General features: G+C 32.1%; 14 protein-coding genes. 9 read left to right on the top strand and 5 right to left on the bottom strand.

What is annotated here, in order from left to right; genetic code table 11:
- Positions 1-3: 3 nt before the first annotated feature.
- The gene (gene cbiD / locus EV02_RS03120; protein ID WP_032519853.1) at positions 4-1116 is read right to left on the bottom strand and encodes a cobalt-precorrin-5B (C(1))-methyltransferase CbiD; all 1113 of its coding nucleotides are present in this window, start codon (positions 1114-1116) and stop codon (positions 4-6) included.
- An 87-nt stretch (positions 1117-1203) separates the two neighbouring features.
- Between cbiD and EV02_RS03115 the strand changes: the two genes are divergently transcribed.
- Positions 1204-2340 carry a pyridoxal-phosphate-dependent aminotransferase family protein gene (locus EV02_RS03115; protein ID WP_032519854.1) on the top strand — a complete coding sequence of 379 codons (1137 nt, stop codon included), beginning with the start codon at positions 1204-1206 and terminating at the stop codon, positions 2338-2340.
- Between the two features lies 1 nt (position 2341).
- Here EV02_RS03115 and EV02_RS03110 read toward each other — a convergent pair whose 3' ends face one another.
- A complete protein-coding gene (locus tag EV02_RS03110; RefSeq protein ID WP_032519855.1) occupies positions 2342-2539 on the bottom strand; it encodes a hypothetical protein in 198 nt (65 codons plus the stop codon).
- A 134-nt stretch (positions 2540-2673) separates the two neighbouring features.
- On the opposite strand from EV02_RS03110, the gene EV02_RS03105 reads away from it, so the two are divergent.
- The 5 genes from EV02_RS03105 (at position 2674) to pdxA (ending at position 6472) form a co-directional block, all read left to right on the top strand.
- Positions 2674-3186 carry an AbrB family transcriptional regulator gene (locus EV02_RS03105; RefSeq protein WP_025923785.1) on the top strand — a complete coding sequence of 171 codons (513 nt, stop codon included), beginning with the start codon at positions 2674-2676 and terminating at the stop codon, positions 3184-3186.
- 56 nt (positions 3187-3242) lie between these two features.
- On the top strand, positions 3243-3707 hold the full coding sequence (locus EV02_RS03100; protein WP_032519856.1) for a DUF6554 family protein: 465 nt from the start codon (positions 3243-3245) through the stop codon (positions 3705-3707).
- 165 nt (positions 3708-3872) lie between these two features.
- Positions 3873-4274 (top strand): HNH endonuclease, encoded by a 402-nt coding sequence (locus EV02_RS03095; protein ID WP_032519857.1) that lies wholly within the window; start codon positions 3873-3875, stop codon positions 4272-4274.
- 263 nt (positions 4275-4537) lie between these two features.
- The gene (locus EV02_RS03085; protein ID WP_032519858.1) at positions 4538-5416 is read left to right on the top strand and encodes an oxidoreductase; all 879 of its coding nucleotides are present in this window, start codon (positions 4538-4540) and stop codon (positions 5414-5416) included.
- 21 nt (positions 5417-5437) lie between these two features.
- The gene (gene pdxA / locus EV02_RS03080) at positions 5438-6472 is read left to right on the top strand and encodes a 4-hydroxythreonine-4-phosphate dehydrogenase PdxA (protein WP_032519861.1); all 1035 of its coding nucleotides are present in this window, start codon (positions 5438-5440) and stop codon (positions 6470-6472) included.
- Here pdxA and accB read toward each other — a convergent pair.
- Positions 6449-6955, bottom strand: coding sequence for an acetyl-CoA carboxylase biotin carboxyl carrier protein (gene accB, locus EV02_RS03075; RefSeq protein ID WP_032519862.1), 507 nt, complete (start codon positions 6953-6955; stop codon positions 6449-6451). The two genes, pdxA and accB, sit on opposite strands and share 24 nt — an antisense overlap.
- Complete coding sequence (gene efp, locus EV02_RS03070; protein ID WP_025923778.1) at positions 6955-7515, bottom strand: elongation factor P; 561 nt, start codon at positions 7513-7515, stop codon at positions 6955-6957. Before efp ends, accB begins: the two co-directional genes overlap by 1 nt.
- Before the next feature lie 45 nt (positions 7516-7560).
- On the opposite strand from efp, the gene EV02_RS03065 reads away from it, so the two are divergent.
- Positions 7561-8652, top strand: coding sequence for a peptidylprolyl isomerase (locus tag EV02_RS03065; RefSeq protein WP_032519863.1), 1092 nt, complete (start codon positions 7561-7563; stop codon positions 8650-8652).
- Positions 8645-9631 carry a thiamine-phosphate kinase gene (gene thiL / locus EV02_RS03060; protein WP_032519864.1) on the top strand — a complete coding sequence of 329 codons (987 nt, stop codon included), beginning with the start codon at positions 8645-8647 and terminating at the stop codon, positions 9629-9631. Before EV02_RS03065 ends, thiL begins: the two co-directional genes overlap by 8 nt.
- Here thiL and gap read toward each other — a convergent pair whose 3' ends face one another.
- The gene (gene gap / locus EV02_RS03055; RefSeq protein WP_032519865.1) at positions 9632-10654 is read right to left on the bottom strand and encodes a type I glyceraldehyde-3-phosphate dehydrogenase; all 1023 of its coding nucleotides are present in this window, start codon (positions 10652-10654) and stop codon (positions 9632-9634) included.
- Positions 10655-10847: 193 nt separating this feature from the next.
- Between gap and murC the strand changes: the two genes are divergently transcribed.
- Entirely contained in the window at positions 10848-12257 is a 1410-nt protein-coding gene (gene murC, locus EV02_RS03050; RefSeq protein WP_032519866.1) for a UDP-N-acetylmuramate--L-alanine ligase, read from the top strand.
- The last annotated feature ends 11 nt before the right edge of the window (positions 12258-12268 follow it).

The raw sequence follows: 12268 nt of genomic DNA on the forward strand, positions 1-12268 counted from the left end.
ATCTCATTGAAAATAAGAAATATAATTATTGCCGTTAATTCCAGCCCACCTAATTTTCCTTTTTCTATCAAAAATGATTGATGCGATTTCCATATCGGTTTTTACATACCTATTTACATAACTAAAAGAACGCTTTTCGATGGTATTTGATAAATTCTTGAATAATTTATCAGCTAAAGATTTATTAAATCTCTCAAGAATTTGTAATGCATTCTCAAGATTATCTAACTGAGATAATTCAACTATTATTTCAGGTGGTAGCTTTTCTTGAACAGCTAAATAAATAAGAATCTCAATTCTTGCATCAGCCAAATGATTATGCGTATGAAAAATACCGCCTGCTAATTTAATTAATTTCCCGTGATAACCAAAAAGAATTACAGTTTTAACTTTTTTTATTGCAGCATCAACTAATAATGGTCCTATCCAATTTCCAATTTTGATAATTGGCAAATTAACATTATAACTTTTAGCCAAATTTAACCCATTTTCACCAATAACAAATATCACTTCCCCTTCAAAATCATTTTGAATTAACTTTGCTAGATTATTTTTAGCCTCTTCTAATTGATCAGGTGAAGCACTCGAATAAGTCTCAGCAGAAGTACCAATAATAGATAATCCATCAACAATACCAAATGACTTATTACTAGTTCTTTCTGCTAAAAACAACCCATTTGGGAAAATAATTTCTAAATTCAAATTAAAGCCGGCAGGTATACTATCTAACAAATTTTCAAATAAAACTTCTTTGGCAAAATTAGAAATGCATATCTCTGATGTATCTTCTTTTATGCCTACACCAGATCCTGCAATAATATTTATTGGAATTTTTTGAGCAGGATTACTAAAAGAAATTTTTTCTAAAGAGGCTATTGTCCATATCTCTAAGTTTTGTGTAATGTCAAGATCTAAGCCTGACTTTGCAAAGGTAATTCCTAATGCATGTGAGTCATCTTTAAGTAAACCAACAGAATGAATTTCAATTTTTATTTCTTTTTTTTCATTAGGAATTTTTATTAGTTCATAATTCTTAAATGGTAACCCTACTAGTTTATTTAATGCTGACCTAGCAGCTCCAGCAACCCACAAAGGTAAAGAAAATCCTTTTTTCAAATCAAGTAATTGAAAAATATATAATGAGAACTAATCTAAGAATGACCTATTTAATAAAAAGTGGCCATACAACAAAAATTATCATTGATGATTCCTGGACCCACACCAGTTCCAGAAAAAGTTTTACAAGCATTAAGTAAGCATCCAATAGGCCATCGTAGTAAAGAATTTCAAGATCTCGTAGAGAGCACAACTAAAAATTTACAGTGGCTTCATCAAACTCAAAATGATGTTCTAACAATCACTGGTAGTGGGACTGCCGCAATGGAGGCTGGAATAATAAATACCTTAAGTAAAGGAGATAAAGTAATTTGTGGAGAAAATGGAAAATTTGGCGAAAGATGGGTAAAAGTTGCAAAAGAATTTGGTCTTGAAGTAATAAAAATTGTTTCCGAATGGGGCACGCCACTTAATCCAGAAGAATTCAAAAAGGTATTAGAGGCAGATAACCAAAAAGAAATAAAGGCAGTTATTTTGACTCATTCTGAAACATCAACAGGTGTAATTAATGATTTGGAAACCATTAGTTCATATATTCGTGCCCACAACACAGCTTTATCAATTGTTGACTGCGTTACAAGTCTTGGAGCTTGCAATGTACCAGTAGATGAATGGGAATTAGATATCGTTGCTTCAGGATCACAAAAGGGATATATGATACCTCCAGGGCTTAGCTTTATAGCAATGAGCCAAAAAGCATGGGAAGCTGCAGAAAAATCTAATTTACCAAAATTTTATTTAAATTTAAAATCCTACAGAAAAAGTCTTTTAACTAACAGTAATCCATATACCCCAGCAGTTAATTTAGTTTTCGCTTTAGATGAAGCTTTAAAGATGATGAGAGAAGAAGGTTTAGATAATATTTTCCAAAGACACAATAAACACAAATTAGCGATGAGCAATGCAGTAAAAGCTTTAAATCTAAAATTATTTGCTGATGAAAAATATTTAAGTCCGTCAATTACTGCGATAAAAACTGAAGGGATTGATGCTGAAGAATTTAGAAAAACAATAAAGAATAATTTTGATATTTTACTTGCAGGTGGTCAAGATAATCTGAAGGGGAAAATATTCAGAGTTGGACATTTAGGTTATGTAAACGATAGAGATATTATTACGGTAGTTTCTGCTATGAGTAATACACTTCTCATGCTCGGTAAAATTTCAGCCCAACAAGCTGGTGAAGCATTAGTTGTGGCTTCTAGATATCTTGAAGAAAATTAATTTAAGTACCTGGCTCTTCAACATTTCCGCCTAATTCAACAATCTTTTTTCTAAGAACAATTGATTTTTTTTCATCACCATTGGTTTGAGCAATTGCGAGGGCAAACTCTAATTTTTCTAGCTGATGGCCACCCTCAATAAAAGATAATTTTTTCCTAATACGGTTTTTATTATCTTTGTATGAAATTTGTGAAGACATAAAAATACACGCTTTAAATAATATTATGCCAACAAAAGGGGACATTACGAGAGGAAATCAAAAATATTATTTGAATATAAACTTAAGCAGATAATTTTTTTCCTAATATTATGTCCAAACATCACTAAAGTTTTATGCCAAACATAAATCTCATATACTACCTTCTTGCTGGCGGCATTTTTGGAGCTTTAGCTCTAAAAACAGGCATCCCTGCAGCTCCTCTTGCAGGTGCCTTGATAGGCGCAAGCATACTTAGCATCAGTGGCAAAGTCGATATTGCAGAGTGGCCAATAGGCACAAGAACAATTTTAGAAATCGGCATTGGAACAGTTATTGGTACATCATTAACCAAAGACTCATTAATGGATCTTCAAACCTTATGGAGGCCTGCTATTTTAATAACTTTTACTTTAGTTATTACAGGATTAGCAATTGGATTATGGACAAGCAGATTACTTAAAATCGATGTGATTACAACAATTCTTGGTGCGGCGCCAGGAGGTATTAGCGGTATGAGTCTTGTAGGGTCAGAGTATGGGGTAGGAGCTGCAGTGGCTACCCTACACGCAGTTAGGTTGATTACTGTGCTTCTAATCCTTCCTTTAGTTGTCAAATGCTTGAATATATTTGGAGTGATTAAATCTTAAATTTCTATAGACATATTCTTAATAAAAGATATTTTTAAATAGAAAGTAAAATCTTAATGCAAATATTAAAGAAGCAAAAACTAATACCATTAGCGTTGGGTATTTTCGCTCCTATGACCCTTACTACGCCAAGAGTAAATGCAAGTGCATTTGGAGCGGAAATTTTTTGTACTATGAGAGATGGCGGAAATGACCATGAAAGTAGTTGGGAAGCAGCTTACACATATATAAAAAAACAAAAGGGAGGATTATTCAAAGTTTCTCCCAAAAATGCAGCAGCGCAAATTACTGAAACAGTTATAAGAGAAAGAGAAAAATATAGTTATTGCGTTGAATATTTGGATAATCTTCATCCAAATAGAAAATTAATCCGAGATTTAGAAAAAGAAGAAAAAAGAAAAGAAAAAGAAGCACAAGATAGAGAAAACAAAAGAATAAAATTAGAAAAAGAATTAGAAGAAACTAATAAAGAAATTTCTGAAGAATTTACTGATGAAACACTTGATAGATATAGTTATTAATTCAGTTTTTAGAAAGATAATAATTTTTTTCGAAATTTACTAAATACTATTTTGTATCTAAACACACTAAAACAAATTTTTACTAGCAAATTTATACTAAAAAGGGTAAGTAATTATTGACTTTTAATATATTCAAGCCATGATTTATTTAACTAAATATTCTGAATGCATATTAATGATGCGGTGTTTTTAGAGGACTTATGTCCTAAGTTCAGATTGAGACAATGGCGAAAATCTATTCATAAGTTTACTGGAAAAAGTTGTATATATTGCGGAAAACCATCTGAATCTATTGACCATGTAATACCACAAAGCCAAGGAGGATTAAGTACAACAGAAAACTGTGTGCCTGCATGTCTCTCATGTAATGGAGATAAATCAGATGAAAATGCTTTGTATTGGTATAGAAGGCAAAAATTTTATGATCCCCGAAGAGCAATGGCTATAAGAGCTTGGTTAGAAGGGGATTTAAGATTAGCTATTAGATTACTACAATGGGCCAATCCAAATTTTAAGGTAAAAAATAAAGATTACATAAAAGATGATTCAGAATATAAAGCGGCTTGATTACCAAACATTACATATTTTTCTAGAGTTATAAGTCTCACATATACTTTCAAGTTCTTTTGGCGATTCTGGGAATATTAAAATTGTCGAAATTGAAATAAGAAAGACAAATAACTTTTGGTAGAATTTAAAATTAACTAAACTTACTTCTTTCTCTACAAGAAGGGGGGCACTTTTGCTAATACAGAAAGTTTTTGATTTTAATTCGGGTTCAAAAGCTGTCTTCATTATCAATTAATACATATGTACTACCTTAACCCAACATGAAGAAACCTGCAAGTTTACTCGGAAATAAAAAAAAATTTTTAATCTTGGGATGTGGTTTCAGCGGTAGTTTTTTTGCAAAAACTATTAGAAAATTAGGTTGCACTGTTTTAACAAGCTCAAGATCTGCAAGCAAAGATCCATATAGTTTTATTTTCAACAGTGAAAACGGTATGGTTCCTAATGAAGAAATTTTTAATGGAGTCACGCATATTCTTAGTTGCATACCTCCTGACAAAAATGGTAATGATCCTGTACTAGAGAGCCTTAAAAGTAAACTACAAGATTTGCCCCTTGAATGGGTTGGATATTTATCTACCACAGGAGTATATGGAAACACTGAAGGTGGTTGGGTTTCTGAAATAGATCAGCCTAATCCTTTTCAAAAAAGAAGTCATAACAGATTAAATTGCGAAAAAAAATGGATTGAATCTAGTTTGCCCGTGCAAATTTTTAGATTACCTGGTATCTATGGACCAGGAAGATCCACCTTTGAAGCAATCAAAAATCAAAAAATTCGAGTTATCTTAAAAAAAGCTCAAGTTTTTTCAAGAGTTCATGTTGCTGATATTACACATGCGATTATTTTTTTATTACAAAATAAAGATAGTTTAAAGTTTCACCAAATCATAAATATTGCAGATGATGAACCCTGTTCTCAAATAGAAGTTATTCAATATTGCTACGATTTACTCGGTTTAACAATGCCAAAGCCAATATTATTTGAGGACGCAAAAGATGCATTATCGCCTATTGCTCAATCTTTTTGGATGGAAAATAGAAGAGTTTCAAACAAACTTTTATGCGAAACACTCGGATATAAACTAATTTATAAAAACTATAAATTAGGCTTAAAAAATTGCTATCTGAACAGTTAAAAAAATAAATTAAAAATTTTTATGAATTTTCAAAAAACAGATAAAATATTGAAGGTTGTATTAAGCGTTGGAGATGAGTCAGGTATTGGACCTGAAATAATTTTAAAAGCACTTTATTCTAATCAGATACCAAAAAATATTGATTTTATATTAGTCGGATCAAAAAAAAATCTACAAAATACATACGAATATCTTAAATCATTAGGATTAGAAAACCTTGCAAATCCAAGAAATTTAAAGATACATGATCTCGAAATTTCTTCATTAGATAATGATTCTAAATCAAGTTACGGTGATTCAAGTTTCCAATATTTAACGAAAGCAATAGAAATTGTAAAACAATATCCTAATTCAGCACTTGTAACAGGACCAATTTGCAAGAAATCTTGGTCTCTAGCAGGTCATTACTTCTCTGGTCAAACTGAAGTATTAGCAAAAGCATGTGGAGTAAAAAACGTTGGAATGTTATTTACAGCAAAATCACCAATTACGGGTTGGAGATTTAATACTTTACTAGCTACAACCCACATATCCCTTTCTGAGGTTCCCAGGAAATTAACTACAGAATTAATCCACTCTAAATTGGATCTTTTCAAAAATTTTTGTAATACCTATACTGATAAACCTACTTTAAAAGTCGCAGGATTAAACCCTCATGCCGGCGAAGAAGGTCTTTTAGGTCATGAAGAAAAGGATTGGCTGAATGATGCATTAACTATGTGGAATGAGAAGAATAAAGATATTAGATTATTTGGCCCTTTATCACCAGATAGTTGCTGGAATTCTTCGGTAAAAGCATGGAATGACAAAGATGCTGAAAAACATGATGGCATTCTTGCTATGTATCATGATCAAGGTTTAATACCAATGAAAGTTATAGCTCTTAATTACTCCGTAAATACCACAATCGGTTTACCTTTTATAAGAACATCTCCAGATCATGGAACGGGATTTGATATTGCTGGCAAAGGAATTGCTCAATCTCAAAGCATGATTGAGGCTATTAAGGCTGCGGTAGAGATGACTAACAATTCAAGACTGCTTAACACGCATTAAAACTTGACCAAATTCAACTGGAGTTCCATTTTCAACGAGAATCTCTACAATTTCAGCGTTAAATTCAGATTCAATTTCATTCATTAACTTCATTGCTTCCAAAATACAAATAGTTTGACCGACCTTAACGTTATTTCCTACTTCTACAAATGGCTCCTCGCCAGGCGCTGCAGCCCTATAAAATGTACCAACCATAGGAGAAGTAATTTCAGTTAGGTCAGAACGTCCTGGGGGTGCCACCTGAGGTTCTTCAGGCTCATTAACAACAGGGATGTTATCATTAATATTTTTTTGATTAGCAATTGTCTGATTATCAAATGAAGTATTAGAAACTAAATTATTAGTAACTTGATTCTGATCAAATACATTCCTTTTTATTTCGAGTTTAAAATCTTCTCCCTCTAGCGAGAACTCTTGTATATCACTTGTAGAGATTTTCTCAATTAAGCGATCTAAATCATCATGATCTAATTTCATAGCCATTAATTTTCACGTCCAAGATAAGTGTCATTTCGAGTATCAACTTTAATCATTTCTCCCACAGAAATAAATAAAGGAACCATAACTTGAGCACCTGTTTCTAGAATAGCTGGTTTCGTGCCCCCACTAGCAGTATCACCTTTAACTCCTGGATCAGTCTCTGTAACTTTCAAAGTTATAGATATTGGAAGTTCTACTTCTAAAACTTTACCATTATGGAAAATTACATTAACCTCCATTCCCTCTTTCAAATACTTTGCGCCTTTACCGATTTGTTCAGAGGTGAGTCTTGTCTCTTCAAAACTTGTCATGTCCATAAAAACATAATCTCCAGACTCCACATAAGTATGCTGCAGGTTAGACTTCTCAAGGATAGCCTGCTGTACTGATTCTCCGGCTCGAAAAGTTTTTTCAACAACGTTGCCGCTTTGAACTGATTTTAATTTTGTTCGTACGAAAGCAGAACCCTTACCAGGCTTGACATGTAGAAATTCTACAACACGCCAAACTTGTCCATCCAATTCGATGGTAGTACCTGTGCGAAAATCGTTACTGGAAATCATTCCTGTATTTACATCCCCCAAGGATCATAAACCTGCAAGAGTGCTATGCAAAAATTCTTATCAAATCAGAACAAACTTTTCTTAATTCTATCTATTGTAATTTTACAGGTTTTTCTTTTAAAACCTATTCAAGTATTAGCTGATTTACCTACTGGAAATGCAGTAAAAGACCCTAATGCAATCCTCAGAAACGCACTCCCTATCAAGCAAGTTGAGTTACAAGAAATTCAACACAAATTGGAAGAAACTAGTGACCTTGTAAGAGGAGGAAGATGGCCCGCTCTTACGAAAACTGTTACAAAATGTCAATCTTTGCTAAAAAAATACCAAAGTAAAATTATTCAAGAATTGCCAAAAGATAAAAAGAAGATTGCTGACAAAACATTTTTAGAACTCAAAGAAAATTTTGATAACCTTCAAGATTACTCTAAATCTAAGGATAAATACTCTTTTATAGCGACTCGAAGAAATGCTTTAGATAAAATAGGTGGATTAGAAGAATATTTTCTACCAAAAGAATTTCCATACTCTATTCCCCAGGAATTTGATAATTTACCGAGATTACTGGGCAGAGCAAAAGTTAATATAAAAACCTCCAAAGGAGATATGCAAGCAATTGTGGATGGATTTAACGCCCCACTTACAGCAGGAGCATTTATAGATTTATCCTCAAAAAACTTCTACAAAGATTTACCGATTAACAGAGCAGAAGAATTTTTTGTACTGCAAACAGGTGATCCAATTGGTGATGATATTGGTTACATAGATCCTAAAACAAACTCAGAACGTCACGTTCCCTTAGAAATAAGAATTCCTGATGAACAAGATACTTTTTACAATCAAACTTTTGAAGATTTAGGTCTTTATACAGAGACTCCAACATTACCTTTTGCAACACTTGGAACTCTAGGATGGTCCCATTCTAATGCCGCAGTTGATGATGGGTCATCGCAGTTTTTCTTCTTTTTATATGAAGCAGAATTAAATCCAGCGGGTCGCAATTTAATTGACGGGAGGAATGCTGCCTTTGGTTACGTTGTAGATGGATTTGATATATTAGAAGACCTTACTAAAGATGACACAATAATTTCAATTGATGTTTTAGAAGGGATTGAAAACCTCAAATTAAATGCATAAAGAAATATTAGAAGATATAGGGGAAAAAGAATTAATAAATAGGCTTGGAAAATTTATGCCTAAAAATCAAGCTTCAGATGATTGCGCTTTAATCAAAACTAAAAATGAAAATTTACTTGTTAATACTGATTCTTTAGTGGAAAATGTCCATTTCAATGATATTAGTATTTGTCCTCAAGACCTTGGGTGGAAAGCAGTTGTAAGCAACATCTCTGACTTATTATCTAGTGGAAGCAAGAAAACTATTGGTATTACAATAAGCCTAGTTCTACCTGTTAGAACTGAGTGGATTTGGGTTGAAGAAGTATACAAAGGAATAAATAAAGCATTAAAAGAATATGGCGGATTGATTCTAGGGGGAGATTGCTCAAAGGGGAATGAAAAAATAATTTCAATTACGGCCTTTGGAATTCAAGGCGAGCTTGAATTAAGAAGAAACGCATGTAAACCAGGAGATATAATTTTTACTACAGGAATTCACGGTCTTAGCAAACTGGGATTTTTGATACAAAATAAAATTAATTTCGATAATGAATTTTCTCTTAATGAAAGATTAATCCTTAAGTCTATTGAACATTTTTGTCGCCCTAAAGTTTACCCAAATTTTCTAAATAATCTCCTCAAAACTCGCTCGAATAAAAATATAAGGAGAATAGGATGTACTGATAGCAGTGATGGCCTATTTCAAGCCTTAAAAGATTTAACAATAGCTAGCAACTGCAAAGCGATCATAAACTATGAAAAAATACCTAAAGATAAGGATTGGCCTAAAGGAGATAAATGGGACGAATACTATTTTTTTGGAGGAGAAGATTATGAATTAGTTTTCTCATTGCCCAAAGAATGGGCAGAAAATTTATCTAAACTTGATAAAGATATTAACGAGATTGGTTTTTTTACTGATGGTGAACCATCAATAGAATTTAAAGATAATAAAAAAAACAAATTATTTAATAACACGCCTTTCAAACACTTTTAATTACTCCCAATTTTTAGCAACAATCTCTGCTAAATCTACAACTCTCTGACTATAACCCCACTCATTGTCATACCATGCAAGCACCTTTACAAGGTTATCACCGATACACATAGTAAGATCACTATCTACAATTGATGATTCATTGGTACCTGCATAATCGCTTGAGACTAATGGTTCATCTCCATACTTAATAATGCCTTTCATTGTACTTAGAGATGCTTCCTTGAGAGCATTATTGACTTCTTCAGCCGTGACAGATTTAGAAGATTCAAAAACAAAATCTACTGCTGAAACGTTAGGAGTTGGTACTCTCATTGCAATTCCAGTTAATTTGCCTTTCATTTCTGGGTATACAAGAGCAACTGCTTTTGCGGCTCCTGTAGAAGTAGGAACGATGTTTGTAGCTGCAGCTCTAGCCCTTCTTAGATCTCTATGACTATTATCTAAAATTCTTTGATCACCTGTATAACTATGAATTGTAGTCATCAAACCTTTATTAATCCCAAAAGTTTGATCTAAAACTTTGACTACTGGAGCTAAACAGTTAGTTGTGCAACTAGCATTACTCAAAATATCGTAATCTTTGTGTTTATATGTATCAGCATTCACTCCAACTACAAAAGTACCAACGCCATCGCCTTTACCAGGAGCAGTTAAGATAACTTTTTTTGCTCCTACCTCTAAGTGCTTACTTGCACCTACGTCTGTATTAAATACTCCAGTAGATTCAATAACCAAATCTACACCCCAGTCTTTCCAGGGGAGATTCAGTGGGTTTCTGTCTGAGAAACATTTAATTGTTTTGTTATTAATTACAAAAGTATCATCAGTATATTGAATATCAACACCATCAAGCTGACCAAGGACTGAGTCATATTTTAATAAATGAGCATTAGTCTTAGGATCTGATGTAACGTTAATTCCGACTACTTCAATATTGGTGTAAGCTCCTCTACTAAGCCAACAACGCATAAAGTTTCGACCAATTCTGCCAAAGCCGTTAATTGCAACACGCAAAGTCATAACTAATAATTTCTAAATGATTAACCTAAGTTGCTGATCATACTGAATTTTGTGCAATAACGTAAGGTTTTTTTGATTTATTAAGCAAATAAGTCTAGTTTTGTATTAATTCAAGAAAAAAAAACATTTTTTTTTAAGAAAAAATAGCAAAATTTTACCTAGAAGTTATTTTGATTTAAGTAAAAGATAAACATTGGATAAAAAATTACTTTTGAAAAGTCATTTTCATTTTATTGGGATCGGAGGTATTGGGATGTCAGCATTAGCAATGGGTTTACTTAAAAAAGGTTGTTCAGTTTCAGGATCTGATTTAGTTAAAAACGATGAAACTAATAAATTGGAGAAACTAGGTGCAGTAATCTTTACTTCTCAAGTTCGACAAAATATTGAATTTGTTACTTCAAAATTTACCAACAGATTGATTAATTTTGTTGTAAGCTCCGCGATCAAGCCAGAAAATGAAGAATTATCGTATTGCAAAGAAAAAAATTTATCAATAAAACATCGTTCAGAGATACTTGCAATGCTAATGCACACTTATACTGCATTGGCGATAGCAGGCAGCCACGGAAAAACATCAACTAGTACATTTCTTTCTACGATACTTGAGTTATGTACAAGTAATTCTTCTTCAATAACTGGAGGAATAATTCCTATTTACAACTCTAATTGTCATTTAGAAAATACAAAATACTTAGTAGCTGAAGTTGATGAATCTGATGGGACTATTGACAAATATAAATGTGATATTGGAATAATCAATAATATTGATTTTGATCATTGCGATCACTTTTCTAATTTAACTGAAGTCATATCTTCTTTTAAAAGTTTCGCTAAAAACTCTAAAAAATTATTACTTAATTTTGATTGTAAAACCTCAAGAAAAAATTTTTATTCTAATTTTAAGTGGTCAAACTCTACGGCTAAAAACGTAGCATATGCAATAATCCCAACTGAAATTAATTCAAAGTATACAATTGGGAAATATTATGAAAATGAAAATTTTATCAGTAATTTAAATATTCCAATTCCAGGACTACACAATCTATCCAATATCACAGCAGCAATAGCAGCTTCCAGAATGATAGGAGTAGATTTTATAGAAATTAAGAAAAATTTAAAATATTTGAAACTGCCAAAAAAAAGATTTGAATTTAGAGGCCAAATAGATGAAAGAAGCTTATATGATGATTATGCACATCACCCAAAAGAAATAAAAGAGACGATTAAATTAGGAAGATTATTCATTAAGCAAAAAAATAAGAATGAATTTCAAAAAAATAGATTAATTGCTTTATTTCAACCTCATAGATATTCTCGAGTAAAGCAATTTAATAAAGAATTCGCTGAAGAATTATCAAAAGCAGATGTTATTTATGTAACAAGTATTTATGGAGCAGGAGAAGGAAACGAAGATAACATTACTTCGAAAATTATTACGGATCTGATTTATAAAAAAAATAAAAATGTTAGTTACATAAATAATTATTATGAAGTTACAAAGAATTTTTACGAATTAACTCGAAAAGGGGATTTAATTTTGAATATGGGAGCTGGTGATTGTCATAATTTCTGGTCAATTTTAAATGAAAAAAATAATTAAAATAAATAACT

The sequence above is a fragment of the Prochlorococcus marinus str. SB genome, assembly GCF_000760115.1.
Lineage (GTDB): Bacteria > Cyanobacteriota > Cyanobacteriia > PCC-6307 > Cyanobiaceae > Prochlorococcus_A > Prochlorococcus_A marinus_D.